Consider the following 20,767-nt stretch of genomic DNA (forward strand, 5'->3'; position numbering starts at 1 on the left):
CTTGACAGGAGAGCCAGCAGTGTCCGACCCCATCGCTCCGCGGCCAATCCGTCCGTCGCGCAATCCGGCCGTCTCCAAGGCATCCGCCGTGTTCGACTCGCTCAAGCGCGATATCATGCTTGGTGAATTGCGTGCCGGAGAGCCGCTGACGGAACTCGACCTTGCCGCCCGCTTCCAGTGCAGCCAGGGCAAGGTTCGGGAGGCGCTGTTGCAATTGCAGGAAGAGGGGCTCGTGCGGCGTCAGGGGCACCGCGGTACGCTGGTGTCAGCCTGCACCGTTGATGAAGCGGTCGAGATGTTCCGGGTGAGGCAACAGATCGAGTGCAACGGCATCATCCGGGTTTTGCGCCACAAAAGCCGCACGCTGATCGCCGACCTGAACGAGATCGCAAACGATATGGTCGACGCTGCGAAGGTCGATGACGAGCTGCAACTGGCGGCATTTGACCGGGATTTTCATCGCAGAATCTTTCGTGATGCCGATCTTCCGGCGCTCGATCCGATCCTTCATCGCTGCCTCGTTCACAATCACCGGTTCAAGATATCGAGAAGTATCGGTTCCCGCGATCTTATGGCCACAGCGTTGCGGCATCGCGTCATAATAGAGGCCATCGAGCAGGGCGATGTTTCGGTTGCGACGCAAACCTTGCGTCACCATATCGTGACAATCGTCGACTTCGGGCCGACCGTATTCCCGGACGCGGATCAATGAGCGTCGCGCTCGGTTTCAGCAATGAGCTTTCGGTGGATATGCGTGAGGTGCTGCTTCGCGCGGAACGTGCGTTGGGACCGCAATCCGATCCTACATTGCTGACGCCCGCCGAGGGCAGGGCACAATCCGAACGCGCGAATGAGCGGAACAACGTCGATCTGCCGCCGCTTGCCGGGGCAACGGAAGTCGTTGTTGCCGCTGACGCAGAGCTTGGCTCCTCGGCCTGCCGCCTGCGCGTTCTTGTTCCGCACGGGGCGGGTGCCGGTGCCGTCCTCTTTGTTCATGGCGGCGGCTTTGCCTTTTGCAGCCCCGAGACGCATGAACGATGTGCCCGCGTTCTTGCCAATGAGACCAGGATGCCCGTGCTCGTTCCCGATTATCGTCTTGCCCCGGAACATCCGTTTCCAGCGGGCTTGCACGATGTTATCGCCTGCCTGCGTGCTGCATTCGCTGCAACATCTCCCGCAGGCGTATCGGCGGGGCCGCTGATCATCTCGGGGGATTCAGCCGGTGCAAATCTCGCGCTCGCAGCGATCATGCACGAACAGAAGGCGGGACGGCCGCTGCCATCGGGCGCACTGCTATTTTACGGCACGTTTGATGCCGATTTCAATACGGAGTCCTATCGGCGCTTTGCCGATGGTCCGGGGCTGACGCTTGGTAAAATGCAACGTTACTGGGACTGGTACTGCGCGGATCATCAGGCGCGGCGCAATCCATTGGCTGCTCCGCTTCAGGCCGATGATGACGCGCTGCGCGCGCTGCCGCCGCTCTATCTCATGGCTGCCGGGGTCGACCCGTTGCTGTCCGATACGCTTCGTCTAGCCGAACGGCTGAAGGTGGTCGGCCGCGATGATCCCCTGTCGGTGGTGCCGGGGGTCACACATGGATTTCTGCAAAACACCAACGAACTGGCGGCAGCGCGGGAGGCGCTTAAGTCGGCTGGTGAAGCTGCCCGGGGAATGATCAGCGGCAATCGATAAATGCATAATAAACGTGGAGGAAACAATGAGCATTCTCAAGAAGCTGGGTATCAGCTGCGCATTCCTGACCGGCTTGGCGATCAGCACGGCCAACGCGGCGGAAACGGTACGATTCTGGTATCATTTCGACAATCCGGAAAATCCGATGTCGGATCTTGTGGCAAAATTCCAGGCCAAGAACCCGGATATCAAGATCGACGCTGAGAACGTTCCATGGAACAGTTATTACGATAATCTCTACACGTCGCTGGTCGGCGGCAACGCGCCGGACGCCGGAATGGTCAAGCTTTTCGCGCAGCCAAGACTGGCGGAAATGGGTGCACTCGAGCCGCTCGGCGACCGTATCAATGCATGGCCAGGCAAAGCCGACCTGCTGGACAATCTGCTGGAGTTGAACAAGGGACCGGACGGGCAGCAATATTATCTGCCGATCCAGTATGTCGTGCTTTATCTCTACTATCGTGCCGATCTGTTCAAGGACGCGAACCTCAATCCACCCGCCACCTGCGAGGAGTTTCGCACGGCAGCGCAAAAGCTGACCAAGGCACCTGACACCTATGGCTTTGGCCTGCGTGGCGGCAAGGGCGGCTGGGATCAGTGGGGAGCATTTGTCTTTTCGCAAGGGGCGGAACTCAAGCCGGGTGGTTTGACCACGCCATCGGCTATTGCCGCCAACCAGTGGTTGATCGATCTGTTCCAAAAGGACAAAGTCATCCCGCCATCGGCCCCCAATGACGGCTTCCAGGAAATTGTCGCGGCATTCAAGGCCGGCAAGACAGCCATGACCATTCACCATATCGGCTCGTCGAATGACCTGGTCAAAGCGCTCGGTGACAAGGTATCCGCAGTTCCCGTCCCCAAATGCGGCGGCAAGCAGTGGACCTCCTATGGCGACGAATCCCTGGCGATCTTTTCGTCGTCACAGGTAAAGGACGCTGCGTGGAAGTGGATTTCCTTCCTGGCGGAAGCTGAAAACAACGTGGCCTTCAACAAGGCAACCGGGCAGATGACCGTGACCAAAAGCGGAGCTGAACATTGGACTCTGCACGAACGCCGGTTTGTTGACGCCACGGTCCAGTCCTTGCCCTTTGCACACGTCTTGCCGCAAAGCACCGCTACGGCAGAGTTCGTCAACACCGCGTGGCAGACGTCAATGCAGCAGGCGCTGACCGGCCAGATCACCTCGCAGCAGATGATGGAGCAACTCGAGAATCTGTTCGCGCAATAGCGCGTGCAGGTTCTCGTCATTGGCACCGCCAGAAAGTCAGCCCATGTCCACGCTCGCACCATCCGCACCGGACGATTTCACGCAGGCGCGCCCGCTCCGCAGCAGGCTGATGCCCTATGCTTTGCTGGCGCCTGCTGTGCTGGTGACATTGTTCATCGTGTTTTTTCCGATGGTCCAGGCGGTTGTCACCAGCTTCTATGATGTCATCCTGTGGAAGCCGAACGCCAATCGCTTCGTTGGCTTTGGCAACTATGTCAAACTTCTGCGTGATCCGGTGTTCTGGACGTCGCTTGGCCACACGGCAATCTGGATCGGTCTGACGGTTCCGTTGCAGATGGGGCTTGGTCTTGTCACGGCACTTCTGCTCAACCGGGAATTTCCCTGGCGTGGCCTGGCGCGGGCGCTGGTCATCATTCCCTGGGCATTGCCAAGTGTGGTCATCGCTTTGATGTGGCGCTGGATTTATGACCCGACCACAGGGGTGCTCAACGATATCCTGCTCTATCTCTCCATCATTCATTCGACGGTGCCCTGGCTCGCCGATCCCCACCTCGCGCTCTATGCGGTAATCGCGACGCTGACCTGGCAGGGTTTTCCGTTTTTCGCAGTGATGATCCTGGCTGGCCTGCAAGGCATTCCGCAAAGTCAGTATGAAGCCGCCTCTATCGACGGCGCCAGCCCTTGGCGGCAGTTCGTCCATATAACGCTGCCGGGAATTGCGCCCGTGCTGGCAACCGCAGGATTGCTGCGCATTATCTGGGTTGCCAATTCCATGGACGTGATTTTTGTAATGACCGGCGGCGGCCCGGGCTATGCAACGCACACGCTGCCGCTCTACGCCTTCATCAAGGCGCGTCAAAATCTCGACTTCGGTTACGGGACAGCGATCGCCGTGACCTTCACATTTCTGCTTGGGGCGATCGTTGCGGTCTATATCGTCCGCACGCTGCGCGAGGTGGAAAGATGAACAAGCCCTCGACACTCCGGCGCATTCTCACAACCGACATTCCCGTTGTCCTGATCATCCTTCTCGCCATAGGGCCATTTGTCTGGATGATCCTCACCTCGCTCACGCCGACCGCGCAGCTGTCTGCGTCCGGTGTATCCTTGTCACCATCAGGATGGAGCATCGACAATTATGCCCGGCTTCTCCGGCAAACTTCATTTCTTCACAACATGCTGGACAGCCTGATCATTGCCGGCGGCACCGTTGTCCTCGGGCTCGTCGTTTCGGTTACCGCAGCCTATGCACTGTCGCGCTTCCGGTTTGCCGGACGCAAGCTGATCATGCTGCAGTTCCTGCTGGTCAACATGTTCCCGATCGTGCTCCTGATCCTGCCGCTCTTCGTCCTCATGCGGAAGATCGGTATTCTCGATACCCATATCGGGCTGATCCTTGCCAATTCGACGGTTGCCATTCCCTTCGCCGTCTGGATGCTGACCAGCTATGTCGGCGCCATTCCGCGCAGCCTTGACGAGGCGGCCATGATTGATGGCTGTTCGCGGCTGCAGGCCCTGCGGCGCATCGTTCTGCCCCTGGCGATGCCCGGCATCATTTCGACCGGTATCTACATCTTCATCACCGCCTGGAACGAGTACCTCTATGCCTTGACGCTGGGAGGCCGCAATGTCCGGCCGGTTACCGTAGCGATCCAGACCCTGATCGGTGAATACCAGATCGAGTGGGGTTTGCTTGCCGCGGGTGGCGTTGTCGGTGCGCTGCCTGCCACCCTCCTTTTCCTTCTCGTCCAACGCCGTCTCATCGGTGGCCTTACCCAAGGTGCGGTGAAGGGATGACCCATGCTTATCAAAGAGGACCTATGATGAATCCCATCGGATTGATCTCCATGCAATATGCAAGGCCGTTTACCGCCGCGCATTTTCCCCTGTTCAAGAAGATGCGCGACCTCGGCTTCGACTTCGTCGAACTGCTCGTACCGGAACCGGGCGAAATCGATCTTGCCGAGGCCAGGCGTGCGCTGGACGATGCAGGGCTCGATGTCGTGCTTGCAGCGCGCGTCAATCTTCAGCGCAACCTCTCGTCAGACGATCAGAAAGCGCATCGTGCCGGGATCGATTATCTGCGCTACACGGCTGACTGCGCGGCCGCGCTCGGTGCGCGCGTGGTCGGCGGGCCGTTGACAGGCAATCCGCTGGTCTTTGCCGGACGCGCTCCTCTGCCCGTGCCGGAAGATGAGCGCCTGGCGCGCAAGGAGCGCTGTGTCAAAGGTCTGGTGGAAGCGGGCAACCATGCTGCAAGTGCAGGTGTCCTGCTTGCTATTGAACCGCTCAACCGGTTTGAAAGCGATGTGCTGTGCACGACACAGCAGGCCATCGAACTTCTTGAAGCGGTCGATCATCCAGCCATCAAGCTGATGCTCGATACCTTCCATATGCATATGGAAGAAGCCTCGATTGCCGAAGCCATCCGGCTGGGCGGAGCACACCTCGTGCATTTCCAGGCGAACGAAAACCATCGCGGGTTTCCGGGGACCGGATCGACAGACTGGGTTTCCGTCGGTCGGGCGCTGCACGAGATCGGTTATAACGGGCCGGTATCGTTGGAACCGTTCCGGCGCAATGACGACCGTTTCGGCGTTCCTTTCGCGCAGTGGCGCCCGCCCCATGAGGATGAAAGCGAGCGTCTGGCGGCGAGTGCAGCCTTTATCAAATCCCACCTCACACTGACGGAATATCGGCGATGACATTGAAAATCGGCTGGATCGGTTGCGGTATTCACGCAACCCAGATGCTTCTTCCGCAACTTGTTCGCCACGATGTCGAGATCGTTGCACTGTGCGATATTGACGGCAAACGCCTGGCGGATGCAGGGCGGCAATTCGGCGTGTCCCGCCTGACCAGCGATGCCGAGGAGTTGATCCGCACGCCCGGCATTGATGCCGTCGGCATGGCTGTGGGCCCTGAGCAGCACCTGCACTTCGGCAAAATGGCTCTCGAGCGAGGATTGCCTGTGTTCATGGAAAAGCCGCCATCAGGCACGGCGCAGGGCGCGCGTGACTTGCGTGCAGCGTCCGAACGTTCCGGAAAACCGCTGCTGGTCGGCTTCATGAAGCGCTATTCAGTCGGCAACAAGATTGCCCACAACATCATCCAGTCCGGACGTTTTGGGCCTGTACTCGGCCTTACGGGGTATTACATGACAGCCCCGGGCTATTTCACCGGGAATGTCGACTACACCGGCTTCTTCTTGCACCACTGTGTGCACTACATGGATCTTGTATCGTTCTTTGTGTCGCCGATACGGACGATTTCCGCCCGGAAGGTGGAAAAGACGCCGGGCAGGGTACTCTTTCATGTGGGTTTCGAGTTTGAATGCGGAGCCATCGGCAATATTGCGATGGGGACGATCCAGTCGCGTGGCACACCGGTCGAACGCATCGAACTGATGAGTGATCATCAGCGGCTGGAGGTGGATGACGTGATCGAAGTGCGCTGGAACCGCAATCCTCCGTTCAAGGTCGACGATCCCCACGCGACGCTCGCCGACGATCTGGATACGCTGACATGGAAGCCAAATTTCACCGCAGCGGCGAACGAGGATCCGAAAGGCTATCACTCACTCCTCGCCGACGTCGTATCGGCGCTTGGCGGCGCTTCGACAGCTGCTCCGACGATTCATGACGGAGTGACTGCGATGGAATGGCTCGAAGCGTTGCGGCGTGAACTTTCCTTGTAGAACCGGCGGATGCCCGGTGGTGCCGCAGTGTCTGTGGCATTACCGGCGTCAACCGGGTTGATCAACTCGCGGACAATCCAGCCACTCCCGTTCAACGAATGCGGCCATTAGACCGATGCCTTTGTCATTCCGTCGCGCAACAACTGGACCTTGCGGTTGAGATCGATCATCTCCGGTATGGTGAAGCCGGAGCGGCGCAACAGCGTCTCCGTGAGGCATCCCGTCCTGGCGTGAAGGTCGGTGCCTTTGGGGCTGAGATGCACCTCAACCTGACGCTCATCGATAACGCTGCGGCGGCGTGCGAGAAAGCCGGCGCTTTCCAGCCGCTTGACGGCGGGCGTGATCGTGCTTGGCTCCAGCGCCAGCCGATCGCCAATGGCGCTGATGGTCAGGCCGTCCTGTTCCCACAGGGTGCTCAGGACAAGATACTGCGTATAGGTAACCCCAAGCTCATCGAGCATCGGCTTGTAGACCCGGTGAATGGCGATCGACGCCGAATAGATTGAAAAGCAGAGCTGGCTGTCAAGCGGCAGGGTGGGTGCATTGTCCATTGTGGCCTCCTTGATTCGACGGTGTGTATAACCTTTATCACAATAATGATATCGCGATAAAGAAAATGCTTTACAAGGTTTGGATCATCGGTTATCTATTAATTATCGCGATAATGATTATTGCGAACCAAACAAAAGGAGATACGCACATGAGCAAGATCCTGACCGCAGCCGCCACCCTCGCCATGGCCGCAACCGCTTTGAACCCCGTTCACGCCGCACCCGCCGGTGCCAAGAACATCGTCCTTGTCCACGGCGGCTTCGTCGATGGCTCCGGTTGGCAGGGCGTCTACAACATCCTGAAAAAGGATGGTTACACCGTCAGCATCGTGCAGAATCCGACAACCTCGCTGGCCGATGACGTGGCTGTGACCAAGCGGATCATCGCGCAGCAGGACGGTCCCGTAATCCTCGTCGGCCATTCCTATGGCGGCGTCGTTGTCAGCGAAGCCGGTACGGATGAAAAGGTGAAGGCTGTCGTTTATATCGCAGCGTTTGCGCCCGACAAAGGCGAATCCGTCTCGTCCCTGATCGCCAATCCGCCCGCCGGCGCTCCCGTGCCGCCGATCCTACCGCCCGTTGATGGCTATCTGTTCCTTGACAAAGCCAAGTTTGCCGCCGCCTTCGCTGCCGATGTCGATGCGGGAACGGCTGCATTCATGGCTGACTCGCAGGTTCCCTGGGGTGTCGAAGCCCTGGCCGGTGCGGTGACCGAACCGGCCTGGAAGAGCAAGCCGAGCTTCTACCTGGTTGCCTCGGACGATCACATGATCCCGCCGCCAGCCCAGCGCATGATGGCCAAGCGCGCGAATGCCACCGTCGTCGAAACGGCCGGCAGCCATGCCGTCTATGTTTCCAAGCCTGAAGCCGTCGCTGCTCTCATCGAACAGGCAGCCGCCGCCAAGTAAGCATCCACTTTCACCGGATAACCGGGGCGTCCCAGGCGCCCCGGTTATCCGCGTCTTTCATCTGTCGTGGCCGGACCGGGTAAAGATCGGACTCTGGCAAAACGAGGTTGATGGGCGTATATTGAACGAGGGTTCAGGTTCGATCCGGTAGCCCCGCCAATGCCAGGCTTATCGGTATATCGTTGCCGCCCATAACTGAATTGGGAGAACTGGTCATGGCGCAATTTCATGTGATTGCTGGTGCAAACGAGGTCCCTGTCTACCCCCACGTTCGCCGAATTGGCGTATCCGATATCGTTGCGGCTCTCCGCGAGGGGTTGGATGATTTTTGGGACAAACCATCCCATTATGTTTTTCTCTGCCTGATCTATCCGATTGTCGGTGTGGTCCTTATGCGGTGGTCCTCGGGCGCCAACACATTACCGCTTGTCTTTCCGCTGATGTCCGGCTTTGCGCTGATCGGTCCCCTTGCCGCTTTGGGTCTTTACGAGATCAGCCGCAGGCGCGAACTCAATCTCGATACGTCCTGGCGTCACGCATTTGAGGTTCGGCATTCGCCGGCCATTCCGTCCATCATTGCCGTCGGCGTCATGCTGTTTGCAATTTTCATCGCCTGGCTGCTGACGGCTCAATCTCTCTACACCAGCCTTTTCGGTTCCGAAGCACCAGTCTCCATGCGCGCATTCCTCGATCAGGTTTTCAACACGCCGGAAGGCCAGCGAATGATCCTTCTTGGCAATGCGATCGGTTTTGTCTTTGCCGTGGTTGTGCTGTGCACGAGCGTCGTGACGTTCCCGCTCCTGCTTGACCGGGATGTCGGCGCATTCGCCGCTGTTGTGACCTCGATAAAGGCAGTCGCTGCCAATCCGGTGACGATGGCATTGTGGGGATTGATCGTTGCGGCCCTGCTGGTGGTCGGCTTTTTGACGCTCTTTGTTGGTCTGGCGATCATTATACCGGTGCTCGGCCATGCAACCTGGCACCTCTACCGCAAGGTGGTGGAACCCCAGCCCATCCTTGCAGAGGCGAAGAAACGTCCGGTCCGCCGGTAAGTTTTCTCTTAGCATCGTGAAGCGCGATGCACCCACGCAAACCGTGTTCTATTGCGCAATGCCAAAGAACGTCATGCGTGTGAACAAGGTGTAATGCGCTTCCGATGTCATCAGGGCGACAAAGACAAGCACCAGTATCGGTGGAAGTATCACGGCATAGACGAGGGCCAGTCTTTCCCATGCCATATGCATGAAGATGGCGACGATCAATCCGGCTTTCAAAATCATGAAAAGCAGGATCAGGCCCCAGCGCAGGTAGTGCTGGAACCCGAGATAGTCGACCATGTAGGAGCAGACACTCAGAAAAAACAGCAATCCCCAGACGACGAGATAAAGCTTGATGGGATGCTGTTGATGGTCGGTGTGTGTCAGCACCTGTGTTTGCGAATGTGTCACCGGTTGTTCCATGATCCTCACCACAAATAGAAAAATGCGAAGATGAAAACCCAGACGAGATCGACGAAGTGCCAGTACAGGCCCATGATTTCGACGATCTCGTAATTGCCTTTGCGGCTCGTGAAAAAGCCGCGTCTTTCCGTATCAAAATCGCCCCGCCAGACCTTGCGCGCGATGATGATAAGGAAAATGACGCCGATGCTGACGTGTGTGCCGTGAAAGCCGGTGATCATGAAAAACGTCGACCCGAATTGCGCCGCGCCCCACGGATTTCCCCATGGGCGGACGCCCTCGGTAATCAGTTTGGTCCATTCGAAAGCCTGCATGCCGACGAAGATCGCACCGAACAATGCTGTGATCAGCATGAGGATGGCAGCTTTGCGGCGATCACGCCGATAACCATAATTGACGGCCATAGCCATTGTCCCTGAACTGCTGATGAGGACAAAGGTCATGATGGCGATCAGGATCAGCGGGATTTCCTTGCCGCCGATATTGAGCGCGAAGACCGTGCTGGGGTTTGGCCAGGCAATGGCGGTGGACACCCGTGCCGTCATGTAGGCGACCAGAAAACACCCGAAGATGAACGTGTCGCTGAGCAGAAAGATCCACATCATGGCCTTGCCCCAGGAGACGTTTTTAAACGCGCGCTGATCGGAGGCCCAGTCAGATGCGAAGCCGCGCAGGCCCGCAGGCCGGGGAAGGGCGATCTCGGGTTTTGCTTGTGCGGATTGAGACATGGTCAAACGTCCTAGTTGAGCACTTGGCGGCAGATGGCGATGAAATCATTGGCCCAACCGGCAAACAGGGCAAACAGAACCAGCCACACCACCAGCATGAAATGCCAGTACATGGTGCATAGCTCGATGCTCAGCCGCACCTTGGGGAGCGGAGCGCCCTGCCATACCCGGGACGTCGTACGGCTGAACACGAAGAGTCCGCCAAGAATATGCAGGCCATGCATTCCGGTAATCAGGTAGAAAAAACTGTTCGCGGGATTGTCCGCTATGACGTAGCCGGCGGTGACGAGCTCCTTCCATGCGAACAACTGTCCGATCAGAAATCCGGTGGTGGCGGCAAGAGCCGTCATGAGGGCAAGCCTCAAGGCACTGTCGTTGCTGCGTGCGGCTTCAGTCTTGGCCCGTTGCAGTGCGACGCTGCTTATCACCAGTATGCCCGTGTTGAGCCAAAGTATCCGCGGAAGCGGGATAGCCCACCAATCCTGCAGTCCCATCCGCATGAAGTAAGCGCTGATGAACAGAGTGAACAAGGCACCGACAACGGCCAGGAATACGCCCAGACCGATTTTCTCGGTGGCGATGGCAGACTTGGTCCACGCGGGAATATCACTGGTTGCATTGACTTCAAGCCAAGGTTTGGACGTCAGGCGCTGCTGCGCCATCCACCACGTGATGATGACGGCGAGCCCGGCCAGGAAAACCAGAATGGTGCTCACGATGCGGGCTCCCTGGAAATTCGGTCGCCATTGGGCTGGTTCTGCGGAATGAAATCCTGGGCTGCGCCTGGAACACTGTAATCATAGGCCCAGCGATAGACCACGGGCAGTTCCTTGCCCCAATTGCCATGAGCCGGTGGTGTCTGCGGCGTCTGCCATTCGAGCGTCGTTGCCCGCCAGGGATTGCCGCCAGCCTCCTTGCCCCTTCGCACACTCCAGGCGAGGTTGAACAGGAAGAGGATCTGTGCTGCCCCGACGATCAGCGCCATGATCGTGATGAATTCATTCAGGGCCTGCACGGATGGCGGAATGAATGCCGTATCGCCCAATTCGGAATAGCGGCGTGGCACGCCCAGCAGTCCGAGATAATGCATGGGAAAGAAGATGGCGTAGGCCCCAAGGAAGGTGACAAAAAAGTGCACTCTGCCCAGTGTCTCGTCGAGCATTCGGCCGGTGACCTTGGGATACCAATGATAGATCGCCCCGAAGACCACCATAATGGGGGCAACGCCCATGACCATGTGAAAATGCGCAACCACAAACAGTGTCTTGGCCAGCGGAACATCGACGACGACATTGCCAAGAAAAAGTCCCGTCAATCCGCCGTTGACGAATGTGACCATGAAGCCGAGGGCGAACAGCATTGGCAGGGTCAGATGGATGTCACCCCGCCATAAAGTAAGCACCCAGTTATAGACCTTGATAGCGGTGGGCACGGCAATAATCAGCGTGGTCGTAGCGAAGAAGAACCCGAATTTGGGGTTCATCCCGCTGACATACATGTGGTGTGCCCAAACCACGAAACTGAGCGCACCGATCCCCACGATCGCCCACACCATCATGCGGTAGCCGAATATATTCTTGCGCGCATGCGTGCTGATGAGGTCCGATACGATGCCGAAGGCCGGCAGAGCGACGATGTAGACTTCCGGGTGACCGAAAAACCAGAACAGGTGCTGGAAGAGGATGGGACTGCCGCCGCCATTTTTCAGATGCTCGCCCATTTCGACGATGGCCGGCATGAAGAAGCTGGTTCCAAGAACCCGGTCGAACAACATCATGACCGAGGCAACGAAGAGCGCTGGAAACGCCAGCAAGGCCATCACGGTTGCGGTGAATATGCCCCAGATTGTCAGAGGCATGCGCATCAGGGTCATGCCTCGCGCGCGCCCCTGCAAGACCGTGACCACATAATTCAGCCCGCCCATCGTGAAGCCAATGATGAAGAGGATGAGCGAGGTCAGCATCAGGATGATGCCCCAGTCTTTCCCCCCCGGGGTGCCGGAAAGAATGGATTGGGGCGGATAAAGCGTCCACCCCGCGCCCGTCGGCCCGCCGGGCACAAAGAAACCGGCCACAAGCACGAGCACGGCGAGCAGATAAAGCCAGTAGCTCAACATGTTTGCATAGGGGAACACCATGTCCCGGGCACCCAGCATCAGCGGGATGAGGTAATTGCCGAAGCCGCCGAGAAACAATGCGGTCAAGAGATAGATCACCATGATCATGCCGTGCATCGTGATGAACTGGTAGTAGTGTTCCGCATCGATGAAGGAAAGCGCGCCGGGAAAGGCGAGTTGTATCCGCATGAGCCATGACAGGACCAGGGCCACGAAACCGATCGATATGGCGGTTATGGAGTACTGGATGGCGATGACCTTGGCGTCCTGACTGAAGACATAGGTCGTCCACCAGCTCTTCGGGTGGTAAAGTTCGACATCGGCGACTTCCGCTAACGGAACCGTGTCATCGATACCAGCTGGAATATTGACCATTCCCTGTACTCCCGACCTCTAATGCCCCTTCTCCCGCAGGGCGACCATTCTCATTTTGCCGTCTGCGCGTCTCCTGCCGATGCCATCATCTGGGAAAAAGTCTGCTGCTGTTGCAGCCACGTCTGATAGTCTGCCTCGGTGTCAACGACGACTGTCCCGCGCATCTGCGGGTGACCAACGCCGCAGAGTTCTGCGCAAAGAACCTCAAAAGTTCCCGTTCGTGTCGGGATAAACCAGTAATAGCTGACTGATCCCGGGATCATATCCATCTTGGCCCGGAACTCGGGGACGTAAAAATCGTGCACCACATCGAGGGAGCGCAGCAACATTTTGACGGGTTTGCCAACGGGCAAATGCAATTCACCGCCTTGTATGATGATATCATCAAGGCTCGCGGGGTCCCTTTTATTGATCCCCAAAGGGTTATCCGAACTGACATCGCTGGTCTCGGAAGTTCCCAGCCGCCCATCTTTTCCCGGAAGTCGAAAGCTCCACAACCACTGCTGCCCAACGACTTCAACTTCCGTGGCATCGTTCGGGACCGTAATGAATTGATTCCAGACAAACAGGCCCGGCGCCAGCATCGCAGCGACACCAATGGCAGTCACGGTCGCCAGCCAGAACTCCAGTATCCTGTTTTCCGGCTCGTATGCGGCGCGTTTGCCGGGATTGTGCCGGAAACGGTAGACGCAAAATGCGATGAACAGAACCACGGCGACGAAAACGACCCCGGTGATCCAGAACGTTATGATAATGGTGTTGTCGATATAGTCCCAGTTCGACGCTATAGGCGTCCACCACCATGGGCTCAGCAGGTGAAACAATACCGAGCCGACGGCTATGACGATCAGAATTACCACGACTGCCATTTTCCGCCCTCCCGGCCTTTACTGGGTGTGGACATGGGTCGCATCTTGGGAAAGACAAATCTATTATCTCATGAACGGATAAGACAGGCAATCAGGCCAGAAAAGACGAGCATGAGCTGTGTTTCCTCAAGTGTTCACCGGATATTCGTACCCGTTCATTCTCAACGGGAGGAAGAATTACTTGGAAAACTGTTTCAGATAGGCGATCAGATTGGAGATATCGCCATCGTCCTTCAATCCGGGGAAGGCCATTTTCGTGCCTTTTACCTTGGCCTTGGGGTCATGCAGATAGTCACGCAGCGAACTCTCATTCCACACAAGACCAGCTTTGCCTGCATCCGTCATCGAGGGTGAATAACTGAAGCCTGCATGTGTTCCGGCTGTTCTGCCGAACAGACCATTCAACGAAGGCCCCACTTTGTTCGTATCTGTTTCCGCCACATGGCAGATGCCGCATTTTTTGAAAACGGCTGCACCCGCCGTGGCGTTTCCCTCCTGGGAGTGCGCTCCGCCAGCGGAAAGGACAGCGACTGAAAAGCCGATAAGAAGGACACAATATTTCATGAAACCCCCTCCTGGCTGAAATTGTCATCCTGTACACGTGATAAGTCAATCAGTCCGGCAAAGAATTTCCCGTTAAAGATGTAGGCTCATGTCCTGTCAACCGGGCGAAGGTAATCAGGTCGTGCCGATGGCGGCTCACAAATATCGCTTCGCTAAAGCTTGTTCACTTGAATATGCACAACCCCGAACGGATTGAATTTGTACTCGTCTTCTTCATAGCGGCGGTCGCTGGATAGAGCGGCACGACGATCCGCTACGGCGGTTTCAACGCCATCCCGGGTCATTTCGTCGGCGATATCGTCGATCAGAGCCGCAATCTTGAGTTGCTCGGCGTTGGTTGACGGCCGTTGATCTGCCGGACGAACGGTGGTTACCAGGACATCGGGCAACCCAACCAAATGGAACCCGACGCTGGCCATGCCATCGACGTCGTCACCGATGGGCCGGCGCGCAAAGGCCAGACGGCAGGTTCTTGCGAGTGCCATGACATCACCGGAGGCCGATGCGCTGCGGGCCTGTTCAGCCAGTTCCTTCCATCGCCGCACGCCATGGGCGACCCCTGCGCTTTCACCCTTTACGGCAATGGCCCCGTGATCAAGCATGTATTGCACAAGCTGCAAGGCTTTTGCGGATGTCGTTACGGTTGTTTCCGCCGTCATCGACGGGCCGAGCACGTAGAGGACAGACCCGTGCCCGGCGACGGCTTTTTCGTCAGTGTCCTGATAGGCCTCGGGATCGACACGATCCCAGCATACGTTGAACGATCGCTCCATCCGGTCATCAGGTTCATTCCGGGAGCCATCTTCATCGGTGGTAAAACCATCCGCCAGTTTCTCTATGGCGGCGCGGGCATTTTCGACCAGGGCTGGAAGGCCATGCTCGCCGCCAAGAAAACAAAGCACATGGCGCGGCGTGTAGCTGGAACGCGATGCAGCGTATGCCGGAAGCTTGCTGGACGCCGTGCTGAGAGAAGGCTTGCCCATCATGAGGCCACCCAAAAACGCAAGCACACCGCGACGCATTGAATTCATTCCAGTGTCCCTACGGTTGTCAATCAATGAGCGTGAGCGTTTTAGCAGCGCCATGTCCGAAGCGCGAGCCATAACGCGGACGGTCCGTCCGTTTGCAACTTGATTTTTAACCCCAGTCAATGAACACGATGAGAACGACGGATATAGCGATCAAAAGACAGAAGGCAGTTGTGACAATTCGGATAAGTCCATGGTGCCGGCGAAGCGGAAGATAGGCGAGCCAGCATGCCGCAATGAGCAGCGTGCATACAAACAACATCCCGACCATAAAGCCACCAACATCAATCCTGCTCACCGCGGGGTTGGATAGTGCTGCAAGATATACAACCGATAACCCAATGGTTATCAAGATCGCGAACATGAGGCTGGAGGCAAAATAGGCGATCCGCGACGCCAGGCTCAACGGCTTTTGTTCAATCATGGTACCCCCGGACATCCCGCACTCATTAAACGTCATATGGGCCAGCAACGCCATTCCTACTTGTCCAAGTTCGTCGACTTTACGAAATTTGCGCGCCGGCCATGGGATAGAGCCGATCGATGGAGGGCAGACATTGCGCGCCTTTGCGGTTGAGAAAATCCTGGAAGGCCCGCATTGCCGGCGACAATGTCCGGTCGGTCCGCATGACCGAAAACCATTGACGGCGGATGGGCATACCAGTGACATCCAGCATCACGAGCTTGCCGACTTCCAGTTCGAGCGCGATCGTGTGGGCTGAAATGAAGGCTACGCCGAGCCCCGCCATGACAGCCTGTTTGATTGTTTCGTTCGAGGACATTTCGGTGCCGAGATCATCGATACGCCCCGGCAGTTCACTCAGGAAAATCTCCAGCGAAATGCGTGTGCCGGACCCGGGTTCGCGGATCAGAAAATGCTCCTGCGCGATACGCTCTTTCGTTATGTCCCGGCATTTGGCCAGGGGGTGATCCGGTGCGGCGATCATCACCAGCGGATGATCGCCAAAAACCGCCGAACGCAGCGGGATATCCTTTGGCGGCCGACCCATCAGAGCAAGGTCCACTGCATGGCTTTTCAAACTGTCGATGATTTCCGCGCGGTTGCCGATTGCCAGTTTGACGACGATGTCGGGATGTTCCTTTGCGAAAATCGCCATGAGTTGCGGCGCAAAGTATTTGGCTGTCGACACGACCCCCAAGGACAGGGTGCCCACCCGTAAACCTTTGATTGCATCGATTTCATCGTGAAGAACCCGTAGCCGTTCCTCGATCATCTGCGCAGCATCGAGAAACGCAAGACCGGCGGCGGTGGGGCGAAGTCCCTCATTGGTGCGATCGAACAGGATAATATTCGCGTCTTCCTCCACCAGCTTGAGCTGAATGGTCACGGCAGGGGGTGTCAGTCCCAACGCATTGGCAGCAGCGACGATTGTCCCATGCCGCTTGATTGCCTGTATCGCCCGTAACTGCTTGAGGTTCAGATTGCGCATTGGGTGAGATTAATAAATTTTATCTAAGACGTAAATATATTAAATTTTACTTAGGTATCCATCAATGGTCCCTTAGCACCGAAGTCTGACGCAGAAAGACGATCAGGCACGGGAGGACGGCCATGACCACGGCGACATTAGACGCCTTTCTTGGATCCTATGCGGAACATGACGATCCCTTGCGTGCATCGGTATCCGCGCTTCTGCGCCAACTGGCTTTGACGGCGGTCAAGATTCGCAGCGTCATCAATCAGGGAGCCCTTGGAAAGGCCTTTTCCGGGGGAACTGGCAACAGGAATGCCGACGGCGATCCGCAGAAGGCACTCGACATATTTGCTGACGACATGTTTCTCGAAGCGGCACGGCAGGCTCCTGTTGCCCTCTACGGCTCGGAGGAGCTGACGCTTCCGGCCGTGCTGGATCCGCGTGCGCCGCTGGCACTTGCAATCGATCCGCTCGACGGCTCGTCCAATATCGATACCAATGTTTCGATCGGAACAATCTTCTCCGTCCTCCCGGTGGCCGGCGATCCGAGCAGCGAGCCTGGCGCATCGTTCTTTCAAAAGGGCGACCGCCAGCTCGCTGCCGGCTTTTTCATTTACGGCCCGCAGCTTGCACTTGTGGTGACGCTTGGCAGCGGTACACACGTTTTTGTCTTTTCAAGCCGGCTTGGAACCTTCGTGCAGGCCTATGAAAGCATCGTCATAGCAAGCCAGTCACATGAGTTTGCCATCAACACGGCCAATTATCGGCATTGGGACGAGGCAGTACAGCTCTATGTCGATGATTGCCTGAAGGGCAGCGAGGGGCCGCGCGAGCGTGATTTCAACATGCGATGGATCGCGTCGCTGGTCGCCGAGACGTACCGCATTCTCATGCGCAGCGGCGTGTTTCTCTATCCCGGTGATAAGCGCAAAGGCTACGGCGAGGGCCGGATACGGCTGATCTACGAGGCGAATCCTATTGCTTTTCTCGTCGAGCAAGCGGGCGGAGGTGCAACGGATACGGCGAACCGTATCCTCGATCTGGTACCCCACACCATGCATCAACGGGTTCCGTTCGTTTTTGGTTCAGCACGGGAAGTGGCCCGGATCGGCCGCTACCATGCCGAACCCAGCAATATTGGCGAGCGGGCGCCGCTCTTCAGCAACCGTGGCCTGTTCAGGGCTTGAGGGGAGGGAGATCAATCATGTCAGCAAAGCATCCGATCATCTCCATCACCGGTTCGTCTGGTGCCGGCACCACGTCGGTCAAGCGCATCTTCGAACAGATTTTTCGCCGCGAGCACATCGAAGCCGCATTCATCGAAGGCGATGCCTTTCACAAATATGACCGCAACACCATGAAGGTGAAGGTCGCGGAAGAAGAAAAGAAGGGTAATCCCAACTTTACGCATTTCCACGTCGATGCCAATGAACTCGCCAAGCTCGACGCGGTGTTTGAAGAATATGGTCGCAAGGGAACTGGCCAGACACGGACCTACATCCATGATGATGCCGAAGCCGAGCAGTACAATACGCCAGCCGGTACATTTACCGAATGGCGTGATTTTCCGCCCAGCACCCTTCTCTTCTACGAGGGACTGCACGGCTGCGCCGTCACGGAAGGCATCAATCTTGCTCGCCATGCGGATCTCAAGATCGGCGTGGTGCCCGTCATCAATCTCGAGTGGATACAGAAAATCCATCGCGACCGCTCGACCCGCGGATACTCCACTGAAGCGGTGATGGATGTCATCCTGCGCCGTATGCCGGATTACGTCCGCTATATCACGCCGCAGTTTACGCTGACGGATATCAACTTCCAGCGCGTACCCATTGTCGACACGTCCAATCCGTTCATCGCCAGGTGGATACCGACGCCCGACGAGTCAATGCTGGTGATCCGGTTTGCCCGGCCGCGCGGGATCGATTTTCCGTACCTGCTTTCGATGATTCACGACTCGTTCATGTCGCGCGCCAATTCGATCGTCGTGCCTGGCAACAAACTCGACCTGGCCATGCAACTCATCCTGACGCCGCTGATCATGCAGTTGATCGAGCGCAAAAACCGAGCCTCGTGAGGAGAAGATGATGAACACGCAAGCTCTGCTTCAAGACAAGCCGGATACCGAAATCCTTTCGGAACGGGACATGGCGAATGCGATCCGCGCTCTGGTCATGGATAGCGTCCAGAAGGCGAATTCCGGACATCCAGGCATGCCGATGGGGATGGCGGATGTCGCAACCGTGCTGTTCAGGCGTTTCATCAAACTTGATCCGCTGCACCCGCAATGGCCCGACCGCGACCGGTTTATCCTGTCGGCGGGGCATGGTTCCATGCTGCAATATGCCCTGCACTATCTTGTCGGCTATCCCGACATGCCCATCGAGGAACTGCAGCGCTTTCGCCAGATCGGTGCAAAAACCGCGGGTCATCCGGAATACGGTCATGCACAGGGCATCGAGATGACCACCGGGCCGCTTGGGCAGGGTATCGCCACTGCTGTCGGCATGGCGCTGGCCGAGCGCATGCAGGCCGCGCGATTTGGAGCGGATATCGTTGATCATCATACCTATGTCATGGCCGGAGATGGTTGCCTGCAGGAAGGTATCAGCCAGGAGGCGATCGACCTTGCGGGTCATTTGAACCTATCGAAGCTTATCGTGTTCTGGGACAACAATGCCATCTCCATCGACGGGCCGACATCGCTCTCGACGTCGACGGATCAGCTGGCGCGTTTCAAGGCCGCTGGCTTCGACGTTCAGGACATTGACGGTCATGACTTCGATGAAATTGCCGGGGCGATTTCCCATGCCAAGGCCTCCGGACGGCCTTCGCTGATCTCGTGCCGCACCATCATCGGCAAGGGCGCGCCCAACCTGCAAGGCACCGAAAAGACCCATGGCGCCCCACTGGGTGCTGCGGAAATTGCTGCTGCGCGTCTGGCATTGGACTGGCCATATGAGCCATTCACCGTTCCGGAGGATATCCTTGAGACATGGCATGATGTTGCACGCCGGGGTGCCGATGAACGGCGCGACTGGTCGGTACGGGTATCAAAATCGCCGCTTGGGGAGGATTTCAAGCTGGCGGTGCAGAAACAGGTGCCGGCAAGGGTGTTTGAAGAACTTGCCGCGTTTCGCCGCGACCATATCGAGAAGGCCACCAAGGTCGCGACGCGCAAGGCTTCGGAAATGGTGCTGGGCATCGTCAATACCGCTACCGATCTCACGATCGGCGGATCCGCCGATCTTACGCACTCGAACCTCACCGTAACGCCCGGCATGCGCAGTGTTGCATCCGGTGATTTTTCCGGCCGGTACATTCACTATGGGATCCGCGAGCACGGCATGGCCGCCGCGATGAATGGCCTCGCGCTGCATGGTGGTTTCATCCCGTATGGCGGTACGTTCCTGGCTTTCGCCGATTATGCGCGGGGCGCCATACGCCTTTCCGCCTTGATGGGCCAGCAGGTCGTCTATGTCATGACTCATGACTCGATTGGTCTTGGTGAGGACGGCCCGACACATCAGCCGGTTGAACACCTTGCCATGCTGCGTGCCACACCGGGTATCACTGTATTCCGGCCGGCAGATATTATCGAGACGGCGGAATGCTGGGAACTGGCGTTGAAATACAGTGACCGTCCGAGCGTCATCGTATTGTCCCGCCAGAACCTCGCAATGCTGCGTCCAGGGTATACCGAGGAAAACCGGTCCGCTCGTGGCGCTTACGTGCTGCGTGAAACAGCCGAGCCGCGCGCGGTCACTCTGCTGGCCACGGGCTCGGAGGTCGAGATTGCATGTACCGCAGCCGATATGCTGCGGGCGCAACACAAGATCGCAGCGGCTGTTGTTTCCATGCCCTCCTGGGAACTGTTTGAGGCGCAGACCCCGGCCTATCGCCGGTCGGTTCTTGCTGCAGCACCGCGCATCGGTATCGAGGCGGCGGCACGTCTCGGCTGGGACCGCTGGATCGGTGACAAGGGTGCATTCATCGGCATGCACGGTTTTGGCGCCAGCGCGCCGGCACCGGACCTCTATCGTCATTTCGGGATTACGCCCGAAAAGATTGTTGCCACTGCACGCAAGCTCATCAGCGAGAAGGAGTATTGA

At 57.5% G+C, this 20,767-nt stretch carries 22 protein-coding genes; 12 read left to right on the forward strand and 10 right to left on the reverse strand.

The features are described from left to right. The first annotated feature begins 19 nt into the window (after positions 1-19). The 7 genes from ACZ5FP_RS19170 to ACZ5FP_RS19200 are packed head-to-tail and all read left to right on the forward strand — an operon-like array spanning position 20 to position 6,620. Complete coding sequence (locus ACZ5FP_RS19170; protein ID WP_464663664.1) at positions 20-712, forward strand: GntR family transcriptional regulator; 693 nt, start codon at positions 20-22, stop codon at positions 710-712. After that, positions 709-1,695 (forward strand): alpha/beta hydrolase, encoded by a 987-nt coding sequence (locus tag ACZ5FP_RS19175; protein ID WP_464663666.1) that lies wholly within the window; start codon positions 709-711, stop codon positions 1,693-1,695. The genes ACZ5FP_RS19170 and ACZ5FP_RS19175 overlap by 4 nt, the downstream gene beginning before the upstream one ends. A gap of 25 nt (positions 1,696-1,720) precedes the next feature. Next, positions 1,721-2,923, forward strand: coding sequence for an ABC transporter substrate-binding protein (locus ACZ5FP_RS19180; RefSeq protein WP_464663668.1), 1,203 nt, complete (start codon positions 1,721-1,723; stop codon positions 2,921-2,923). Positions 2,924-2,966: 43 nt separating this feature from the next. Beyond that, positions 2,967-3,890 (forward strand): carbohydrate ABC transporter permease, encoded by a 924-nt coding sequence (locus ACZ5FP_RS19185; RefSeq protein WP_464663670.1) that lies wholly within the window; start codon positions 2,967-2,969, stop codon positions 3,888-3,890. Then, on the forward strand, positions 3,887-4,720 hold the full coding sequence (locus ACZ5FP_RS19190; RefSeq protein ID WP_223614397.1) for a carbohydrate ABC transporter permease: 834 nt from the start codon (positions 3,887-3,889) through the stop codon (positions 4,718-4,720). Before ACZ5FP_RS19185 ends, ACZ5FP_RS19190 begins: the two co-directional genes overlap by 4 nt. A 26-nt stretch (positions 4,721-4,746) precedes the next feature. After that, complete coding sequence (locus ACZ5FP_RS19195; protein ID WP_319025566.1) at positions 4,747-5,628, forward strand: sugar phosphate isomerase/epimerase family protein; 882 nt, start codon at positions 4,747-4,749, stop codon at positions 5,626-5,628. After that, positions 5,625-6,620: a Gfo/Idh/MocA family protein gene (locus ACZ5FP_RS19200; RefSeq protein ID WP_464663672.1), complete on the forward strand. Its 996-nt coding sequence runs from the start codon at positions 5,625-5,627 to the stop codon at positions 6,618-6,620. Before ACZ5FP_RS19195 ends, ACZ5FP_RS19200 begins: the two co-directional genes overlap by 4 nt. 107 nt (positions 6,621-6,727) lie before the next feature. Here ACZ5FP_RS19200 and ACZ5FP_RS19205 read toward each other — a convergent pair whose 3' ends face one another. Continuing rightward, complete coding sequence (locus ACZ5FP_RS19205) at positions 6,728-7,171, reverse strand: MarR family winged helix-turn-helix transcriptional regulator (protein WP_464663674.1); 444 nt, start codon at positions 7,169-7,171, stop codon at positions 6,728-6,730. A 149-nt stretch (positions 7,172-7,320) separates the two neighbouring features. Between ACZ5FP_RS19205 and ACZ5FP_RS19210 the strand changes: the two genes are divergently transcribed. Continuing rightward, positions 7,321-8,079 (forward strand): alpha/beta hydrolase, encoded by a 759-nt coding sequence (locus ACZ5FP_RS19210; RefSeq protein ID WP_464663676.1) that lies wholly within the window; start codon positions 7,321-7,323, stop codon positions 8,077-8,079. A 215-nt stretch (positions 8,080-8,294) separates the two neighbouring features. Then, entirely contained in the window at positions 8,295-9,131 is an 837-nt protein-coding gene (locus ACZ5FP_RS19215; RefSeq protein WP_464663677.1) for a DUF2189 domain-containing protein, read from the forward strand. Positions 9,132-9,179: 48 nt separating this feature from the next. Here ACZ5FP_RS19215 and ACZ5FP_RS19220 read toward each other — a convergent pair whose 3' ends face one another. From ACZ5FP_RS19220 to ACZ5FP_RS19260, 9 genes are all read right to left on the reverse strand, one after another. Next, positions 9,180-9,539: a cytochrome C oxidase subunit IV family protein gene (locus tag ACZ5FP_RS19220; RefSeq protein WP_223614391.1), complete on the reverse strand. Its 360-nt coding sequence runs from the start codon at positions 9,537-9,539 to the stop codon at positions 9,180-9,182. A gap of 5 nt (positions 9,540-9,544) precedes the next feature. Further along, positions 9,545-10,267, reverse strand: coding sequence for a heme-copper oxidase subunit III family protein (locus tag ACZ5FP_RS19225; protein ID WP_464663679.1), 723 nt, complete (start codon positions 10,265-10,267; stop codon positions 9,545-9,547). An 11-nt stretch (positions 10,268-10,278) separates the two neighbouring features. Beyond that, complete coding sequence (locus tag ACZ5FP_RS19230; protein WP_464663681.1) at positions 10,279-10,983, reverse strand: cytochrome c oxidase subunit 3; 705 nt, start codon at positions 10,981-10,983, stop codon at positions 10,279-10,281. After that, positions 10,980-12,758, reverse strand: coding sequence for a cytochrome c oxidase subunit I (gene ctaD, locus ACZ5FP_RS19235; protein WP_464663683.1), 1,779 nt, complete (start codon positions 12,756-12,758; stop codon positions 10,980-10,982). Before ctaD ends, ACZ5FP_RS19230 begins: the two co-directional genes overlap by 4 nt. Positions 12,759-12,808: 50 nt before the next feature. Beyond that, entirely contained in the window at positions 12,809-13,627 is an 819-nt protein-coding gene (locus ACZ5FP_RS19240; protein ID WP_464663685.1) for a cytochrome c oxidase subunit II, read from the reverse strand. A gap of 177 nt (positions 13,628-13,804) precedes the next feature. Then, positions 13,805-14,191 (reverse strand): c-type cytochrome, encoded by a 387-nt coding sequence (locus tag ACZ5FP_RS19245; RefSeq protein ID WP_464663687.1) that lies wholly within the window; start codon positions 14,189-14,191, stop codon positions 13,805-13,807. Between the two features lie 152 nt (positions 14,192-14,343). After that, positions 14,344-15,222 carry a hypothetical protein gene (locus ACZ5FP_RS19250; RefSeq protein WP_464664014.1) on the reverse strand — a complete coding sequence of 293 codons (879 nt, stop codon included), beginning with the start codon at positions 15,220-15,222 and terminating at the stop codon, positions 14,344-14,346. Positions 15,223-15,328: 106 nt separating this feature from the next. Beyond that, the gene (locus ACZ5FP_RS19255) at positions 15,329-15,697 is read right to left on the reverse strand and encodes a hypothetical protein (protein WP_464663689.1); all 369 of its coding nucleotides are present in this window, start codon (positions 15,695-15,697) and stop codon (positions 15,329-15,331) included. 25 nt (positions 15,698-15,722) lie between these two features. Next, on the reverse strand, positions 15,723-16,670 hold the full coding sequence (locus ACZ5FP_RS19260; RefSeq protein WP_464663691.1) for a LysR family transcriptional regulator: 948 nt from the start codon (positions 16,668-16,670) through the stop codon (positions 15,723-15,725). 122 nt (positions 16,671-16,792) lie between these two features. On the opposite strand from ACZ5FP_RS19260, the gene ACZ5FP_RS19265 reads away from it, so the two are divergent. The 3 genes from ACZ5FP_RS19265 to tkt are packed head-to-tail and all read left to right on the forward strand — an operon-like array spanning position 16,793 to position 20,767. Then, on the forward strand, positions 16,793-17,842 hold the full coding sequence (locus ACZ5FP_RS19265) for a class 1 fructose-bisphosphatase (RefSeq protein ID WP_464663693.1): 1,050 nt from the start codon (positions 16,793-16,795) through the stop codon (positions 17,840-17,842). Between the two features lie 17 nt (positions 17,843-17,859). Further along, on the forward strand, positions 17,860-18,732 hold the full coding sequence (locus tag ACZ5FP_RS19270) for a phosphoribulokinase (RefSeq protein ID WP_464663694.1): 873 nt from the start codon (positions 17,860-17,862) through the stop codon (positions 18,730-18,732). A gap of 10 nt (positions 18,733-18,742) precedes the next feature. Further along, positions 18,743-20,767 (forward strand): transketolase, encoded by a 2,025-nt coding sequence (tkt, locus tag ACZ5FP_RS19275; protein WP_464663696.1) that lies wholly within the window; start codon positions 18,743-18,745, stop codon positions 20,765-20,767.

The organism is Phyllobacterium sp. T2-21 (assembly GCF_055378485.1).